14 protein-coding genes and 1 riboswitch are annotated in these 16,512 nt (G+C 64.7%); of the genes, 7 read left to right on the top strand and 7 right to left on the bottom strand.

Annotated features, from left to right (window positions below; all coding sequences use genetic code 11):
* Positions 1-12: 12 nt before the first annotated feature.
* From VGM61_RS01165 to VGM61_RS01150, 4 genes are all read left to right on the top strand, one after another.
* Positions 13-2,010, top strand: coding sequence for an ATP-binding protein (locus VGM61_RS01165; protein WP_331520866.1), 1,998 nt, complete (start codon positions 13-15; stop codon positions 2,008-2,010).
* Positions 2,011-2,055: 45 nt separating this feature from the next.
* Complete coding sequence (trpE, locus tag VGM61_RS01160; protein WP_331520865.1) at positions 2,056-3,531, top strand: anthranilate synthase component I; 1,476 nt, start codon at positions 2,056-2,058, stop codon at positions 3,529-3,531.
* A complete protein-coding gene (locus VGM61_RS01155) occupies positions 3,531-4,232 on the top strand; it encodes a hypothetical protein (protein ID WP_331520864.1) in 702 nt (233 codons plus the stop codon). Before trpE ends, VGM61_RS01155 begins: the two co-directional genes overlap by 1 nt.
* 72 nt (positions 4,233-4,304) lie before the next feature.
* Positions 4,305-4,703: a hypothetical protein gene (locus VGM61_RS01150; RefSeq protein WP_331520863.1), complete on the top strand. Its 399-nt coding sequence runs from the start codon at positions 4,305-4,307 to the stop codon at positions 4,701-4,703.
* A gap of 3 nt (positions 4,704-4,706) precedes the next feature.
* On the opposite strand, the gene VGM61_RS01145 is transcribed toward VGM61_RS01150, so the two are convergent.
* Complete coding sequence (locus VGM61_RS01145; protein WP_331520862.1) at positions 4,707-4,970, bottom strand: DksA/TraR family C4-type zinc finger protein; 264 nt, start codon at positions 4,968-4,970, stop codon at positions 4,707-4,709.
* 125 nt (positions 4,971-5,095) lie between these two features.
* Positions 5,096-5,329, top strand: a riboswitch (cobalamin riboswitch).
* A gap of 215 nt (positions 5,330-5,544) precedes the next feature.
* Between VGM61_RS01145 and metE the strand changes: the two genes are divergently transcribed.
* The gene (gene metE, locus VGM61_RS01140; RefSeq protein ID WP_331520861.1) at positions 5,545-7,836 is read left to right on the top strand and encodes a 5-methyltetrahydropteroyltriglutamate--homocysteine S-methyltransferase; all 2,292 of its coding nucleotides are present in this window, start codon (positions 5,545-5,547) and stop codon (positions 7,834-7,836) included.
* A 132-nt stretch (positions 7,837-7,968) separates the two neighbouring features.
* Positions 7,969-8,244, top strand: a complete 276-nt coding sequence (locus VGM61_RS01135; protein ID WP_331520860.1) for a type II toxin-antitoxin system HicB family antitoxin — start codon at positions 7,969-7,971, stop codon at positions 8,242-8,244.
* Here the strand turns inward: VGM61_RS01135 and VGM61_RS01130 are convergent.
* Genes VGM61_RS01130 through VGM61_RS01105 form a run of 6 tightly spaced genes read right to left on the bottom strand, consistent with a single transcriptional unit; the run spans position 8,199 to position 15,700 of the window.
* Entirely contained in the window at positions 8,199-8,984 is a 786-nt protein-coding gene (locus VGM61_RS01130) for an N-acetylmuramoyl-L-alanine amidase (RefSeq protein ID WP_331520859.1), read from the bottom strand. The two genes, VGM61_RS01135 and VGM61_RS01130, sit on opposite strands and share 46 nt — an antisense overlap.
* A 33-nt stretch (positions 8,985-9,017) precedes the next feature.
* Positions 9,018-10,088 (bottom strand): serine hydrolase domain-containing protein, encoded by a 1,071-nt coding sequence (locus tag VGM61_RS01125; RefSeq protein ID WP_331520858.1) that lies wholly within the window; start codon positions 10,086-10,088, stop codon positions 9,018-9,020.
* A gap of 32 nt (positions 10,089-10,120) precedes the next feature.
* The gene (locus VGM61_RS01120) at positions 10,121-11,677 is read right to left on the bottom strand and encodes a serine hydrolase (protein WP_331520857.1); all 1,557 of its coding nucleotides are present in this window, start codon (positions 11,675-11,677) and stop codon (positions 10,121-10,123) included.
* Positions 11,664-12,875: a dipeptidase gene (locus tag VGM61_RS01115; RefSeq protein WP_331520856.1), complete on the bottom strand. Its 1,212-nt coding sequence runs from the start codon at positions 12,873-12,875 to the stop codon at positions 11,664-11,666. Before VGM61_RS01115 ends, VGM61_RS01120 begins: the two co-directional genes overlap by 14 nt.
* A gap of 13 nt (positions 12,876-12,888) precedes the next feature.
* Positions 12,889-14,151: a diaminopimelate decarboxylase gene (lysA, locus tag VGM61_RS01110; protein ID WP_331520855.1), complete on the bottom strand. Its 1,263-nt coding sequence runs from the start codon at positions 14,149-14,151 to the stop codon at positions 12,889-12,891.
* Positions 14,152-14,176: 25 nt separating this feature from the next.
* On the bottom strand, positions 14,177-15,700 hold the full coding sequence (locus VGM61_RS01105) for a transglutaminase domain-containing protein (RefSeq protein WP_331520913.1): 1,524 nt from the start codon (positions 15,698-15,700) through the stop codon (positions 14,177-14,179).
* A 178-nt stretch (positions 15,701-15,878) separates the two neighbouring features.
* On the opposite strand from VGM61_RS01105, the gene VGM61_RS01100 reads away from it, so the two are divergent.
* A partial coding sequence (locus tag VGM61_RS01100; RefSeq protein ID WP_331520854.1) for a DUF819 family protein occupies positions 15,879-16,512 on the top strand: 634 nt, incomplete at its 3' end.

Genomic DNA, 16,512 nt, shown 5'->3' with positions numbered 1-16,512 from the left:
CACGCCCCGCCAATGACCCTGCGGCGCAAACTGCTGCTGGTGGCCTTGTGCACATTGGTGCTGCCGCTGGCCGGCTGGCTGTACGTGCGCCAGATGGAATCCCTGCTGCGCGATGGCCAGGCCCAGGCGCTGTCTGCGTCGGCACGCGCGCTGGCGCGGACCCTTGCCGTGCTCGATACCGATCTTCCGTCCGCGCGTGGAGGATGGTATGTGCAGGACACCGCGGTGCCGATTACCGTGGACGGTTATGGCGACGACTGGGCCACGCTAACACCCTGGTCACAGTCCCTGCCGGGTAACGCCAAGCTGATGCTGGCACGCGAGGGTGACTGGCTTTACCTTTTCATCGACGTGCGCACGGCCCATCGCACGCGGCCGGACGTTTTCGACAATGCGGCGCGTCGTGCAGACCACGTGACCCTGCTGCTGGGCCGCGGGGTGGAGCAACGCCGTTACCTGATTGCCTCCGACGCTCCGGGCGCAGTCACGGCCACGAGCATCGACGAGGCCGCCGGCAACCTTCCCGCGCAGTTGCAGGCGCAGTGGCAGGAAGATGGCAGCGGTTATCGCGTGGAACTGCGCATCCCCGCCAGCGTTACCCTCGACCGGCTTGGGGTGGGCGTCTATAGCGCCGCCGCGGGCGGCGATCCGGTGGCGCAGGAAACACGGCCGTTGATGGGTTTTTCACCGTCGACTTCCGCCGAACTCGGTCGCCTGGCGCCGCCGGAAGTACGCGTGCGCCTGCTGGCACCAGGCGCTTGGCTGCTGGCGCAACATGGCAGGCTTGGCTTGACGGACCTGCCGCCGGCGAAGCGGCCGGGATGGTTCGCGTCGCTGGTGTACGCCTCGCTACTGTCACGGCGCCTGGACCCGGCCGCCGAATGGGCCGAGGACGCGCCGCGCGTGGATCTTCCCGAAGTGCGTCAAGCGCTCGGTGGCGCCCCGGCGGTAGCCTGGCGCGCCGGGCAATCGCGCGGCAGCGTGGTGCTTAGCGCCGCCATGCCGGTGGACGTGGAAGGCAGCGTGCGTGGCGTGGTGCTGCTTGAACAGGCCAACCGCGACGTGCCCCTTCTGGCCAACCGCGCCTTGCTTGGGCTCTTCATCATCAGCTTCCTCGCCCTGCTGGTGGCAGGCGGCGTGTTGCTGGCTTTCGCCACCCGCCTCACCCTGCGCCTTCGCCGCCTGCGCGACGCAGCGGAGTTGGCGCAGCAGAACGATGGCCGTCTGGACGGCCGGTTCCCGCTGACCGATGCCAGCGACGAACTGGGCGACCTGGCCCGGAGCTTCGACCAGTTGCTGCAGGTGGTGGGTGGTTACACCGACTACCTGCGCACGCTGGCCTCGAAGTTGTCACATGAACTCAATACGCCGCTGGCGATCGTCAAATCCTCGCTGGACAATCTCGAGCAGGCCGCGCTGCCTCCCGAAGCCGGCCCGTACCTGGCGCGTGCCCGCGACGGCGTGGCGCGCCTGGGTACGCTGGTGCGGGCGATGAGCGAAGCCAGCCGCATGGAGCGGGCCATCGCCGCGGCGGAAGCTGAGGACGTGGATCTTGCCGCCGTGGTGGGCGGCTGCGCGGCGGCCTATCGCGGCCTGGCTGGCGATCGCAGCGTTGAGTGCGTGCTGCCCGAGGGGCCGCTGCGCATGCATGCGGCGCCCGAATTGCTGGCGCAGGCACTGGATAAACTGTTCGACAACGCACTGTCGTTCACGCCGCCGGGCGGCTGGTTGCGCGTGAGCCTGCGGGAGGTCCCCGATGGCGCGCAGATCGAGGTGGCCAACCAGGGTCCACCACTGCCTGAAGCCATGCAGGGCCGCCTGTTCGATTCCCTGGTGAGCCTGCGCGACAGGGCCACACCCGGTGATGCCCCGCACCTGGGCCTGGGGCTGTACGTGGTACGGCTGGTGGCCGAGCGCCACGATGGCAGCGCCAGTGCGCACAATCTTGCCGATGGCTCGGGCGTGGCCTTTGTGCTGCATGTGCGTCCGATGACACGTCACCGACTGTAATCTGCCGCTACAATCGAACGTCTTTGACGCGCGGATGCGAACGACGTGATCTCCCGTGACGAATTCGATGCACTGGCGGCCCAGGGCCACACGCGCATCCCCCTGGTACGCGAGGTCTTCTCCGACCTGGACACCCCGCTGTCGGTTTACCTGAAGCTTGCCGACGGGCCATACACCTTTCTGTTCGAATCGGTCGAAGGCGGCGCCACCTGGGGTCGTTATTCGATGATCGGCCTGCCGGCGCGGCGTGTGTATCGGCTGCGCGGGCACACACTGGAAGTGGAAGAAAGCGGTGAGGTGGTGGAAACCCGCACCCTGGCCGATCCCCTGGCGGAAATCGAAAAGCTCCGCGCCCAGTACGACGTCCCCAGGCTGCCGGGCTTGCCCGCCTTCACCGGCGGCCTGGTGGGCTATTTCGGTTTCGAAACCATCGGCTACATCGAGCCGCGCCTGGCGCAATGGGATAAACCCGATGAACTGGGCACACCCGACGTCTTACTGATGCTGGCCGAGGAGCTGGCGGTTTTTGACAATCTCAAGGGCCGGCTATACCTCATTGTCCACGCCGACCCCTCGCGTCCCCAGGCCTATGCCGAAGGCCAGCGCAGGCTTGATGCGCTGGTCCACCGCCTGCGCCAGGGCGGGGCAGGCTATCCGCAGCCCACGCAGTCCGTGGCGCTGGACGAAAGCGATTTCAAATCGTCATTCACGCGTGGGGAATACGAGGCGATGGTGCGCCGCGCGCAGGAATACATCCGCGCCGGCGACATCTTCCAGGTAGTGCCTTCGCAGCGCCTGTCCGTGGGCTTCCATGCGCGGCCGGTGGACGTCTACCGCGCCCTGCGCGCGATGAATCCTTCGCCGTACATGTACTTCATCGACATCGGCAAGACGCAGATCGTCGGTTCCTCACCGGAGATCCTGGTGCGGCTGCAGGAGGGCAAGGTGGTGCTGCGGCCGATCGCCGGCACCCGGCGGCGTGGCGACGACGAAGCCCACGACAAGGCCCTGGAAGAAGAACTCCTCGCCGATCCGAAGGAACGCGCCGAGCACCTGATGCTGATCGACCTCGGCCGCAACGACGTCGGCCGGGTCAGCCGCACCGGCACGGTGCAGCTGACCGATTCCTTCGTGGTCGAGCGCTATTCGCACGTGATGCACATCGTCTCGCAGGTGGAAGGCCAGGTCGCCGACGGCATGTCGTACATGGATGTCATCAAGGCCACGTTTCCCGCCGGCACCGTCAGCGGTGCACCGAAGATCCGCGCCCTTGAGATCATCCAGGAACTGGAACCCTTCAAGCGCAACATCTACGCCGGGGCCATCGGCTGGCTGGGCTGGTGGGGTGACGGCGATACCTGCATTGCCATCCGCACCGCGGTGATCCAGGAGGGCCGCCTGCATGTGCAGGCCGGCGGCGGCGTGGTATTCGATTCCGACCCCGGCGCCGAGTGGGAGGAAACCATGAACAAGGGACGCGCGCTTTTCCGCGCCGTGGCGCAAGCGGTGGAGGGACTTTGATGAACGAATTCGCCTTGCCGCGCGTGCTTGTCGCCGGTTCGCTGTTCGCGCTGGCCAGTGTCGCCCCTCTGCCCGCGCTGTCGCGTGACGCACCGTCATGGCCCGATTCCCAGCTCACGCGCACGCAGGCGGTGGCGTTGCTGCAGACTTTCAATGCAGACCTGCTGAGCCACCCCAGCGCCACACTCACCCTGGAAGGCTGGTGCGGCGCCCATCACCTGGCCGACCCGGCGAAAATCACTGCCCAGCGCGACCACATCGACAAGCCACTGTCGGCCGAAGACCGGCAGCTGATGGGCATCGGCGCCGATGAGCCGGTGCGCTACCGCCGCGTCAAGCTGGCCTGTGGCGGCCATGTGCTTTCCGAAGCCGATAACTGGTACGTACCAGCACGGCTCACACCACAGATGAACCACATCCTGGACACCACCGACCAGCCCTTCGGGAAGGTTGTTGCCGCACTGCATTTCCGCCGGGAAACGAAGTCGGCGCAAACGCTGTGGCATGCATTGCCCGACGGGTGGGAAACCGCCGCCGCATTGCCGGAGGCGAGCCGGCCGCTGGCGATACCCGACCAGGTACTCCGGCACAAGGCCGTACTCTACGACGGCCAGGGACGACCCTTCAGCCTGGTGGTGGAGACCTATACCCGGGAGCTTTTCGCCTTCCCGGCACCCCCGGGGTCGGCTTTCCCGCGCTAGGGGAGATTCAAGCCTCGTGGGATTTTGCCGATAGAGCAGGCATCGAATCTCCCATGCCTGGGACTGCATGCCATGAGCGACCTCAACTTCCGTCCGTACCAACGTCCGCCGATGACCCGCGGCCTCGATCCGCAGCGCGTGAACTGGCTGTGGCGCCTGGTGTGCGAAGTATCGGGCCTGGACGCCGGCGATGTCGTGGCCGCCCTGCACGCGATGCAGGTGCCCGTGGATCACCAGCGCGTGGCCAGCTGGCTGGCCAATGACTTCGAAGACAATTATTTTCCGCTGACTGTCGCCGAAATGGAGCGGAACCTGCGCTCGGTACTTGCCCTGCGCAAGATGCAGGCGAATGCCAGCGACGAGGCACCCAACGCCGAACAAGCCGACGCCGGGCATCACTACACTCCCGAGCTTGCTTCATTCGAGGCCGTGGAACCGGTGGAACCGGTAGAAGGCGCCGCCACCGCCTGACCATCAACGCAGCTGGCTATCCTTGCTGCCACGCCGGTTGAACAGGCGGGCACCCGGTTCGTCATCGGCTGCCTGCTGACAGGCCACGCACAGGCGAACGCCGGGAACGGCCTTTCGCCGTGCCGCGGGAATCGGCGCGTCACATTCCTCGCATCGCTCAAGGCCAGGGCCACCTTTGAGCTGGCGGCGCGCACGCTCTACCGCGTCGTTCACCGTCGCGTCGATCTGGTCCTGCACCGCGCCATCACCTGCCCAGCCGGTTGCCATGTCGCCTCCGCTTTATTCTTTGCACCAACGGTCCTGATATCGGGGTGAACCGATACGAATCAATCCGTTGCGGCTATCCACGGATAGTACGCCCCTGCCAGTTTGACCTTTCATCCGTGCAGGCGTAACTTACGCCTCGTCGTGGTTTGCATCTCTTCATCAAGATAAAGAGATGTAATTAAAAGGGAAGTCCGGTGCGGCCTCACGGCCCATTCCGGCGCTGCCCCGCAGCGGTGTGTGGAAACGAACTTCGCCACAAGCACTGGCCCAACAAGGGCCGGGAAGCGGCGAACAGTAGGCAAGGCGCGATGCGCCTTTCGTCCACGAGCCCGAAGACCTGCCGCGACCAGGGAGTGATCCCTGTTTTGACCTGGAGCTTCCGCGGGGAGGCGACCGGAGCCATGCGTTGCGGCCCTTCGGCGCCGTGGCGCGTTCCTCCGTGCGATCCCTCGTGTTGATCCGGCTCGCCCGCGGGGGCGAAGGTCGCTGGCGTGGCGGGTGCGTCCTTTTCCAGGGTCGCCTTGCGCGCGGTTCCTTCGTTCCTCTTCATCACGCATGAGAGGAAACGCTACACATGACCAACATTGCCAACCTTGGATTCCCGCGCATGGGCGCCAGGCGAGAGCTCAAGCGAGCGCTGGAAGTCTATTGGGCCGGCGGCGCCGAAGCCGAAGCCCTGCAGGACACCGCACGGGAACTGCGGCATCGCCACTGGACCCTGCAGCGCGACGCCGGCGCCGACATCGTGCCGTGCAACGACTTTTCGCTTTACGACCATGTGCTCGATACCGCCTTCCTGTTCGATGCCATTCCCGAGCGCTATCGCGCCCTCGCCGATGCCGATCCGTTAGCCGGCTACTTCGCCCTGGCCCGCGGCACGCAGAAAGATGGCTTCGACTTGCACGCGCTGGAGATGACCAAGTGGTTCGATACCAACTATCACTACCTGGTGCCGGAGCTGACCGGCGACCAGCAGTTCCGCCTGCGCGGCGACAAGCCCATCGCTGAATTCCTTGAAGCCAGGGCGCTGGGCCTGCAGGCCCGCCCCGTACTGCTGGGGCCGGTGAGCTTTCTCCTGCTGGCCAAGACAGTCGATGGCAGTGACCGCCTGGATCTGCTCGATCGCCTCTTGCCGGCCTATGCGGAACTACTGGGCAGGCTGAAGGCCGCCGGCGCCGAATGGGTACAGATCGACGAGCCCTGCCTGGTGCTCGATCTGGATGCCGACGACCATGCGGCGTATCGACGTGCTTATGCGGCCCTGGCCAAGGTGGACCGGCCAAACCTGATGCTGGCGACCTACTTCGGTGATGTTGGCGACAACCTCCCTCTGGTGCGGGAACTGGCCATCGATGGCCTGCATATCGACCTGGTGCGCGCGCCCGGCCAGCTGGATACCGTGTTGCTGGCATGGCCGCGGGACCTGGTGTTGTCGCTCGGCGTGGTGGACGGACGCAACGTATGGCGCGCCGATCTCGACCGCGCCCTTGTCCTTGCCCGGCACGCGCGCGATGCGATCGGCTCGGCAGCCCTCCAACTGGCGCCCTCGTGTTCGCTGCTGCACGTGCCGATCGACGCTTCGCTGGAAAACGCGCTGCCGGAAGACATCCACGAGTGGCTCGCCTTTGCGCGCCAGAAGATTGAAGAACTGCGTGTGGTGGGCGATGCCCTGGACGGAAAGGTCCAGGCACAATCCGCGCTGCTCGATGCACGCGGGCGCCAGGATCGCCGCCGTCACTCGGACAAGGTGCATCGTCCGGACGTCACCGCCCGACTGGCCGCGATCGGTCCATCAGCCACGCGTCGTCAGTCCGCCTACCCGGAGCGCCAGCAGGCACAGGCCAAACGGCTTGGCTTGCCGCTGTTCCCGACCACCACCATCGGCTCCTTCCCCCAGACCCATGAGGTTCGTGAGGCACGGGCCCGGAACAAGTCAGGCAAGCTCAGCGATGCCGACTACGATGCTTTCCTGGCCGCCGAGACCGAAAAGTGCGTGCGCTTCCAGGAGCAGATCGGCCTTGATGTACTCGTCCATGGCGAATTCGAACGCAACGACATGGTGGAATACTTCGGCGAGCAGCTCGATGGCTTCGCCTTCACCAAGCTCGGATGGGTGCAGAGTTACGGCTCGCGCTGCGTCAAGCCGCCGATCATCTTCGGCGACGTGCGTCGCCCGACGGCGATGACGGTTCGCTGGTCGCAGTATGCGCAATCGCTCACCGACCGGCCGATGAAAGGCATGCTCACCGGCCCGGTTACCGTATTGCAGTGGTCGTTCGTGCGCGATGACCAGCCACGCTCGGCCACTTGTCGACAGATTGCCCTGGCACTGCGCGACGAGGTATTGAACCTGGAAGGCGCGGGCATCGGTGTGATCCAGATCGACGAGCCGGCCCTGCGTGAGGGCTTGCCGTTACGCCGAGCGGATTGGAAGGGTTATCTGGACTGGGCTGTAAACGCATTCCGCCTCACCGCATCAGGCGTGGCTGACGAAACCCAGGTGCACACTCACATGTGCTACTCGGAATTCAACGACATCATGGAGGCCGTGGCGGCGATGGACGCGGACGTCATCTCCATCGAGACCTCGCGCTCGCGCATGGAGTTGCTCGACGCGTTCGTACGCTTCCGTTACCCCAACGACATCGGCCCTGGTGTTTACGATATCCATTCACCCCGGGTACCGCAGTCTTCGGAAATGATCGCTTTGTTAGAGAAGGCCGCCGCGGTACTGAAGCCACAGCAGTTATGGGTGAATCCTGATTGCGGGTTGAAGACGCGTGGGTGGCCCGAGACACGCGCGGCGCTGGAAGCCATGGTGGCCGCAGCGAGGGTGATGCGGTCGGGTCTGACGCTGGCGGCCTGAGGTAGCCCTTGCCGAAGGGTGGCTGTGTGCACAACACGTGAGCGCTACCTACATGCCGGGACCGATGTGACAAAACAACACAAGTGTTGTCGATAACACTTGTGTTGCTATGCGGCACTCAATGGAGCGGTGATGCGATACGCAGTGAAAATCGTGCAGGACGGCGGCGCTTACGTAGTGACTTGCCGCGACCTCCCTGCCTTCAATAGTGTCGACGATTCCCAGGTGGAAGCACTGCAGGAGTCGATCGATGCCATTGCCCTTGTCTTGCAGTGGCACATGGACCATCGGGAACCACTACCCCGCCCGAGCGACAAGAAACGGGGTGAGTTCTGGGTAGGCGCAACGCACCGGCTAATTGATCAGCGCACGTTGTCGCCGCGCTCGATGATCTGCGACAGGTTGTAGAGGATGCGCAGGTCCTGCTGATCGAGCGTGTCGCCGTCGATGCCGCGGAAGTGGTTGTGGAACGCTTTCACCGCGGCGGGACGATCCTCCAGCGGATAGCCGACTACCGCCATCGCCATCCATGGATCGAATCCCGCAGGCGGGTCGACCAGTTCGCCCCGCGGCCACAATCCGAAGCCGGCGTCGGCCAGCTGCTTCCACGGGAACAGCTTGCCGGGATCGGGCTTGCGGGTGGGCGCGAGATCCTGGTGGCCGATGATCTGCGCGCGCGGAATGTGCAGGCGCGTGGTGAGGTCGGTGAGCAGCTGCAGCAGGCTGTTGATCTGCGCCTGCGCGAACGGCGACTGGCCGTCGTTGTCCAGCTCGATGCCGATGGAGGCCGAGTTGACATCGGTGATGGTGCCCCAATGCCCCGAGCCCGCATGCCATGCGCGGCGTTCGTCCGATACCAACTGGTAGACGTGGCCATCGTTGCCTATCAGGTAGGTGGCGCTCACCCGGCCGCCGCTGTTCTGGGTACGTAGCGTTTCCAGGCTCTCCTGCACCGAATGCTGTTCGGTGAAATGCACCACGATCAGCACCGGCCGGCGCATGTCCTGGTTGGGCGAATGCACCCATGTCGCCAGTGGATTGTGCGGGGGCAGGTGCGCGCAGGCGGCCAGCAGCAGCAACGGCGCAAGCACGACGACGCGGAACATCGACAGGGCGCTTTTATGAAGCCTTGGCAGGAAGCGTTGCATGGTGGACATCTCTTGACTGAATCTGCGCGCGCGTCAGTGCGCGAGGAATGACTGCGCGATCGCCAGCACCGTGCGATACGGCTCCGGATCGTTGCGGTTGCTGAGCAGGATAATGGTCAGGTGCTGCCTAGGCCAGCGCACGATCACATTGCGGAAGCCGATGCTTTCGCCCGAATGCCACAGCGTGTCACCGGTGATGCGCCAGCCGAAACCGTAGCTGGCCTGGTACGGCTCGCCGACCACTTTCACGTGCGGGCTGAAGGCCAGCTTGCGCGAGGCATCGCTGAGCAGGCGGTGGTCATAGAGTGCAGCGTCCCACAATGCCAGGTCATCGATCGATGAATAAATGCCGCCGTCGCCGCGCGTCGCGCTGGTCAGGTCCTGGTCGGTGCGCTGCCACGCGCCGCCGACCTGGCTGTAGCCGTAAGCGCGGTGGCCGACTTCCGGGCCGCCGCGCACGTACATCAGGGTGTGGTCCATGTGCAGCGGCTTGAAGATGCGTTGCTGCATGAACGCCGGCAGGCTTTCGCCGGAGGCTTTTTCAACCACCAGTCCGAGCAGTACATAGCCCGAATTGCTGTATCGATACGCCGTGCCTGGTGCGAAATAGGTCTTGCTGGTGGCCGACAGCATGCGCAGAACGTCCTGGTCGTTGAGCTGCTGGGTGGTGTTCGCCGGCATCAGGTCTTCGTAGTCGATCAGGCCGCCGGTATGGCTCAGAAGCTCCTGCAGGGTGACCTTGTCGGTGCTGGCCGGCAGCGACGGCAGCCAGTGGCGGATCGAATCGGTAAGCTTCAGCTTGCCATCCTCGGCCAGCAGCAGGATCGACGCGGCGGTGAACTGCTTGCTTACCGATGCCAGCCGGTAGTTGGTGTCGGGTGCGGCGGCGGTGTGCTGTTCGAGGTCGGCCATGCCGTAGCCCTGGCGCACCAGCGGCACGCCATCCCTGATCACCAGCAGCGATGCGCCGGGCGCATCGCCCTGGTATTTCTGCATTAACTTGTCGACCGGTGCCGAAGCTGCCGGTGCATGGGTTGCGTGCGCCTGCGAGGCATGGCCGGGAAACATCAGCATCGAAGCCAGGACAAGATTCAGTGGATTCATGGCGATCCCCGGTGATGGCAGTGCGGTAGCCGTCAGTGGCAGGCGCTGATGCGGCTGAAATGAAGGTCTTCATAATCGGAACTGAAGTCTCCCTGCGGATCGGTTTTGGCCATGGTCAGGGTGATAGGTTGCGCACCCTGCGCGGCATGGAAATTCAGCCAGGCATCCAGCTCGCCGCTGTGGTCCCAGTGCACCAGGTATCGCGTGCCCGCATGCATTACCGTGCCTGCCATGCCCGGCGACTTGGCGGCGGCGAAATGCACCTGGCCGTCGCGCGGGCACAGCGACATTTCACCGAACCACGGGTCGCGGTAGACGCCGGTCCATGCCGCCAGTTCAGCGCCGGCGGCGGGGTGCTGCGCGGCGATGTCGGGGACGGCGGATTTTTGCGCATGCTTCGCAGCGTCGCGTTCGAGCTGATCGGCATACCAGTTCACGTCGCGTTGTTCGCCGGGCGCGGTGAAGTGCTTGACCAGCAGTTCGCCGAGCACGGTGCGCGCTTCATCGGCCTCGCCATTGATCATGAACACGAAACCATCTTTATGGTCCGGCAGCAGGGCCAGCATGGAATACATCCCGCTCAGCGTGCCGGTATGCCAGACCAGCCACTGGCCGTTGACGTCGGTCATGCGCCAGCCGTAGCCGTAGGCCATGACGTGCGAGTTGTCCCATGCACGGCGCTGCGCGGACAGTGGAATCAGCATGTGCGGTGACTGCAGCACCTGGCGCTGCGTGCCGGAAAGCCAGCGCAACTGCTCCGGGCTTGGATCGAGCCACTGGTGCGCCCAGGTCAGCATGTCGTCGAGGTCGCAGCGGATGCCGCCGGCCGCATCGGAGGTGATCGCAGGCACCACCAGGCCGTCTGCGCGCATCACCACGTTGTGACCCTGGTCCCGCCGGTGCGGCTGCGCCACATTGCCGATGGCGTCCCGATTCCATTCGCCGACCTGGCAGCGCGAAAGCCCCAGCGGGGTGAACACTTCGCGGTGCATCAGCGTTTCATAAGGCGCGCCGCCGGCGGCGGCGGCCACTTCGCCGGCCACCACGTAGAGCAGGTTGTCGTACTGGTACTGAGAGCGGAAGCTGTATCCGGGCTTTATGTATTGCAGGCCGTGGATGATGTCCGCGCGGGTGAAAAGGTTCGGTTCCGGCCACAGCATCAGGTCGCCGCCGCCTTCGGGCAGGCCGCTGGAATGGGTGAGGAGGTCCGCCACACGCATGTTGGCGGTCACCCAAGGGTCGTGCATGCGGAACTGCGGCAGGTACTTGGTCACCGGGTCGTCCCAGCGCAGCTTGCCCTGGTCGACCAGCCGTCCAAGCAGCGCAGTGGTCATCGCCTTGCTATTGGAGGCGATCTTGAACAGCGTCTGCGGATTGATCTTCTGCCCGGAGCCCGCCACGGTCTCGCCAACCGTACGGACGTAGACGACCTTGCCGTTCTCGATCACGCCGACGGCAAGGCCGGGCAGGTGATAGCGCGCGACCGTGTCGTCGATGATCTTGTCGAAGTCATTTGCAGGTCCGTTCGCGGCATGCGCGGTGCAGCTGCATGCGAACCAGAGCAACAGGGTGAGCTTAATGTTCCGCATCGCGATCTACCTCGCGCCATACGCGCAGCAGGTTGTCGCCCCATAGCTTGGCGATGTCGGCGTCGCTGAAGCCGCGCTTGCGCAGCGCCGCGGTGACGTTGTGCGTTTCACCGGCATTGGCCCAGCCGGTGATGCCGCCGCCGCCGTCGAAATCCGAGGCGATGCCGACATGGTCGATGCCGGCGACCTTCACCATGTGCTGGATCTGGTTCATATAGTCGTCAAGCGTGGCCAGCGGATACTTTTTCTGGATTTCGGCCATGCCTGCATCCATCGCCGGCAGGTAGTCGTGCTTGTCGCTGTCGTACTTCGCGTCGCCCTGCTGTTTGGCGATGGCGTCCTGCAGTTTCTTTTCGGCGGCCTCGCGACCCGGATCATGCTTGAGGAATTCCTTGTAGGCCACTGCATCGACCACGCCGCCCTTGTCGGCGATCGCGCGCAGCAGGTCGTCAGGCAGGTTGCGCGGATGATCGAGCACCGCGCGCGCGCCAGAGTGCGAGGCGTAGACCGGCGCGGTGGATAGCTTGAGTGCTTCGCGCACGCAGGCATCGGAGGAGTGCGAGACATCCACCAGCATCCCCAGCTGGTTGGCGCGCTTGACCACCGCGCGGCCGAAGTCGCTCATGCCGGTGTCGCCGGCGCTGTTCATCTCAGGCTCGCCGTGCTTGGTATCGGGAAGCGAACTGGTGCAAAGGTCGTTGTTACCGACGTGGGCCAAACCGATCGAGCGTGCGCCGCGATCGTAGGCTGCATCCAGGCGATGGATGTCGTGGCCGAGCGAGTAGCCGTTCTCGATCTCGATGGTCGCCGACAGCAGGCCAGCCTTGTGGTTGGCCATCAGTTGCTCCGGCGTGGTGGCCAGGCGGATACGGTCGGGGTACTGAAGCAGCATGCGGCCGATGGCGTCGTATTTCTGCTCGCCCTGCGCCACCGCCTTGGCGTAGCCGGCCGCATCGAGCTTGTGCTGCGGCACCCACACCACGAAGAAAGCGGCGTTCAACCCACCGCGCTCCATCTTGCCCAGGTCGACCAGCAGCGGCGTGGCTTTGCCGACGTCGAACTTCGGATCTTTCATATATGAAAACGGGATGTCCACATGCGTGTCGATGGTGATCGGCGGATCGGGCTGTGCGTGTGCCGGCAGCACCCCGAAAACGGACAGTGAGGCGAAGGCTGCAATGCGTGCGATCGGTGTCATGGGGTTTCCCGGTTCATGTCGTTTGCCAGTTCCGCGCGGGCTGTTCGCCGGCGATCATCTCTTCGAATGGTTGGCGGCGACGGATCACCGCATACCTTCCCTGGTTGAGCATCGCTTCGGCGGCCAGCGGTCGCGAATTGTAGGTCGAGGCCATCGATGCGCCGTACGCACCGGTGGCCATGATCATCAGCAGGTCACCCGCCCGGCATTCGGGCAGTTCACGTGCCCGGGCGAAGGTATCGCCGGTTTCACAGACGGGACCTACGATGTCGTAGCGGGTCATCGGCCGGGTCGGGTCCGCGACCACCGGCACGATGTCATGCCAGGCATCGTAAAGGCTCGGTCGCTGCAGGTCGTTCATGGCCGCGTCGATCACCAGGAACTGCCGCTCTTCGCCCTGCTTGATGCGCAGCACCCGGGTCAGCAGGATGCCGGCCTCGGCAACCAAGTAGCGCCCCGGTTCCAGCAGCAGGCGCCCTTGGTAGCCGGCCAGCGCCTCGCCGATCACCGCGGCGTAATCGGCCGCGGCGATAGGTTGGTCTTCTTCGGCGCGGTAGCGCACGCCCAGGCCGCCGCCGACGTCGATGCTGCGGATCGGATGGCCGGCCTGTTCAAGCTCGCGCCAGAAATCGGCGACCCGCGCCAGCGCCAGCCGGTACGGCTGCAGCGAAAGAATTTGCGATCCGATGTGCACGTGCAGGCCGTCGAGTTGCACGTGCGAAAGCCGTGCCCGTCCGGCGAACCAGCGGCGCGCCTCGTCGATGCTCACGCCGAACTTGTTCTCCGACTTGCCCGTGGAAATCTTCGCGTGGGTCTGTGCGTCCACGTCGGGGTTGATGCGCACTGCGGCACGCGCGACCGATCCGCGCGCCTGGGCGATCCGCTGCAGGGTCAGAAGCTCATCGTGCGACTCGACATTGAAGCGCTCGATGCCCGCGTCGAGCGCGCCGGTCATCTCGTCCTCGGTCTTGCCGACGCCGGAGAAGACGATCCGGTCGGCGGGGATGCCGGCATGCAGGCAGCGGCGCAGCTCACCGGATGAAACGATGTCGGCGCCCACGCCAGCCGCGGCCATCAATTGCAGCACGGCGAGATTCGAATTGGCCTTGACCGCATAGCGGATGCCGGCATCAAGGCCATGCAGCGCGGACTGCAGTCCCTCGATGCGCGCGCGGATCGCGCTGGCCGAATAGGCATGCAGCGGCGTGCCGAGTTGTGCCGCCAGGGCGGTGAGGTCGACACCGTCCAAGGTGGCAGGGACGGCTGGGGCAGGCATAGGGGACGGCATGGCGGGCGAAGGGTTATTCACCGCTGCGCTTTTGCGTGCCGTTGATGGCCGTCTTGCTGAGGAACGTCCACTTGAAATCGTAGCCCAACTGGTCGAAGTACAGGTTGCCGCCGCTCCACTCCGCCTCGCCGCGCTGTGAGTCGACATCGTCTGAACGGAACTGGGTCTTGGGCGGCACAAAGGGCTGGCCGAAGTCGTCGTTGAAGGCCAGTCGATAATTGTCCAGGCCGCCGAGGTAAAACCATTCCAGCGCCTTGTCGTCGCCGGGGCCGGGCTGCAGCCGTCCGGTAGTCACATCCATCGGCACCCAGCCGTACGGCGCCAGATACAGGTAACCCCAGTCGTGGATGTCGTTGTACTTGCCGTCGTCGGCGAACACCATGCCGGACTGCCAGCGTGTGGGGATGCCGTTGAGGCGCAGCAGGGTCATCAGCAGCAGCGTCTGCTGCCCACAGTCGGCATGGCCGGCGTGCAGCGCGTAGTCGCTGATATTGGAGATGGTCGAGTACTCCCGCGCACCGGCCCAGGGAATGCGATCCACTGCGGCGAATAGCTTCTGCGCGATGCGGTACGGGTTGGTCTCGTTGCCCACCACCTTGCGCGAGAACGCGCGCATGGCGTCGGTGAACACGATGTGCGGTGGACGCTCCGCCACGAACGGCGCCAGCTGCGGGGTGATTTTCTCCGCGGTCACCTTGTTCGCGTCGATATCGTGATATTGCGCGTAAAGGGTTACTTCGTAGGTGACCGAAAACTTCGTCGGCTGTCCGGCCTGCGCCGGTTTCTCCAGGTACACCGTGCTTTGCATCGCCGACGCGGGGGCCATGCGGTGCGCGGCCGGTTCGCTGGAAACGTAACGGATATCTTCCTGCTGGCCGGGAATGGCACGCGGATAGGGAATCCATGCGCGTACGGTCTGGCCTGCCGGCAGCGCATCGGCTTTCACCGTCAGCAGTTGGGTCATGCGTATGCGTTGCGGCAGGACGCTGCCGCGATGCTCCGCCAGCGCCGTACGGCGGATCGCGCGCTGGTAGTCATTCAAGCTTTCCATCGGGCCGCCGCTGATCGGCGTCTGCACGGCACGACGTGCCAGCGCTTCGGGGCTGATCCGGAACAGGTTGCCGGGTGAGCGCTTGAAGTACAGCGTGCGACCGTCGATGTCCTGATGTTCGAACAGTCCCGCCGCATCCCAACGGGCGAATTCAGCATCGGAAAGATCGGGGATTTGCTTGCGCACACGCGCCTTGACGTCGTCCGCGTCCAGGGTGAAATCAAGCAAAATGCGGTGCATGCGCTCGCGCTGGAACAGCACGGCGTTCCGCGCGTCCGCCGACAAGCCTGGCTGTTGCAGCGCCGTGGCGATCGCTGCATCGGCGGCCTTGAAATGGCCGGCGTCGATCTGCGTAATGATCGCGGCGGGAGGAGTGACATGGTCATCCGCAAGAACTTGCGATGAGACGAGCAGCGTGGCCAGCAGAATCGCCTGCAAACCCCGATTTTGGCGCGCGCTTCTCGTGATCGAATGCTGCCTGATCATCATCGAATGCTCATGGTCGAACGCCCCGGGTCGAGCCCCTTGAAAGCGTTGTGTAACATGCTTGCAAATCGCGGTCAATAATTTATGCTCCGGTGGAATCAGAAAGGAATTACCTATTCCTTTCCTAATGAATCCATCGCCCCGGCTACGCCGATGGGCGACCACCTGGGGGACACTGGTGATCCATACGGTCTGGCCTTATCTGGCGGTGATGTTGCTGGCTGCCGGGCTGTTCCCCGCGGTGGAGCGCCGCTTCAACTGGCGCATCTTCAATGTGTTGCCGCCGATCGTACTGACCTATCTGTTCGTGACAGCGCTGGCGGTGTCAGGGTTGTGGCAGGTCAACGATGACATCCGCGCGGCGCAGTCGATGCTCACCACGCACATGGTGCCGGCGCTGCTGTTTCTGTTGATGATCAATTGCGACCTGCGCGCGATCTGGCGGCTGGGGCCGCGCGTGCTCGCAGTGTTCACCTGCGCCGCGATCGCGCTGTTCGTTGCTTTCGTTGCAACCTTTCTGCTGTATCGCCGCTGGCTGCCCGGCGATGCCTGGCATCCGCTGGCCGCGTTGTCAGGGAGCTGGATGGGCGGCACCGCCAACATGATCGCGGTCAAGCAGGCGATCGGCATGTCCGACCAGCACTTGGCGATGTCGTTGCTCACCGATGCGGTGTGCTACTCGATGTGGGTGGTGGTGCTGTTTTCGGTCGGCCCGCTGGCACCGGCATTCAATCGCTGGACCAAGGCGAAATCCAGCGGCGACCTGACGGTGCCCGAAACGCCGACCCATGGGCCGACCACCTACGACAGCG

It is taken from the genome of Pinirhizobacter sp. (genome assembly GCF_036499745.1).
GTDB lineage: Bacteria > Pseudomonadota > Gammaproteobacteria > Xanthomonadales > Rhodanobacteraceae > Pinirhizobacter.
This window is presented reverse-complemented; position numbering and strand designations above follow the sequence as displayed.

Coding starts and splice junctions, on each gene's coding strand:
- VGM61_RS01130 (WP_331520859.1), bottom strand. CDS start 8,984: ATGCAACGCTTCCTGCCAAGGCTTCATAAAAGCGCCCTGTCGATGTTC.
- VGM61_RS01125 (WP_331520858.1), bottom strand. CDS start 10,088: ATGAATCCACTGAATCTTGTCCTGGCTTCGATGCTGATGTTTCCCGGC.
- VGM61_RS01165 (WP_331520866.1), top strand. CDS start 13: ATGACCCTGCGGCGCAAACTGCTGCTGGTGGCCTTGTGCACATTGGTG.
- metE (WP_331520861.1), top strand. CDS start 5,545: ATGACCAACATTGCCAACCTTGGATTCCCGCGCATGGGCGCCAGGCGA.
- VGM61_RS01135 (WP_331520860.1), top strand. CDS start 7,969: ATGCGATACGCAGTGAAAATCGTGCAGGACGGCGGCGCTTACGTAGTG.
- VGM61_RS01145 (WP_331520862.1), bottom strand. CDS start 4,970: ATGGCAACCGGCTGGGCAGGTGATGGCGCGGTGCAGGACCAGATCGAC.
- VGM61_RS01155 (WP_331520864.1), top strand. CDS start 3,531: ATGAACGAATTCGCCTTGCCGCGCGTGCTTGTCGCCGGTTCGCTGTTC.
- VGM61_RS01120 (WP_331520857.1), bottom strand. CDS start 11,677: ATGCGGAACATTAAGCTCACCCTGTTGCTCTGGTTCGCATGCAGCTGC.
- lysA (WP_331520855.1), bottom strand. CDS start 14,151: ATGCCTGCCCCAGCCGTCCCTGCCACCTTGGACGGTGTCGACCTCACC.
- VGM61_RS01115 (WP_331520856.1), bottom strand. CDS start 12,875: ATGACACCGATCGCACGCATTGCAGCCTTCGCCTCACTGTCCGTTTTC.
- VGM61_RS01150 (WP_331520863.1), top strand. CDS start 4,305: ATGAGCGACCTCAACTTCCGTCCGTACCAACGTCCGCCGATGACCCGC.
- VGM61_RS01105 (WP_331520913.1), bottom strand. CDS start 15,700: ATGATCAGGCAGCATTCGATCACGAGAAGCGCGCGCCAAAATCGGGGT.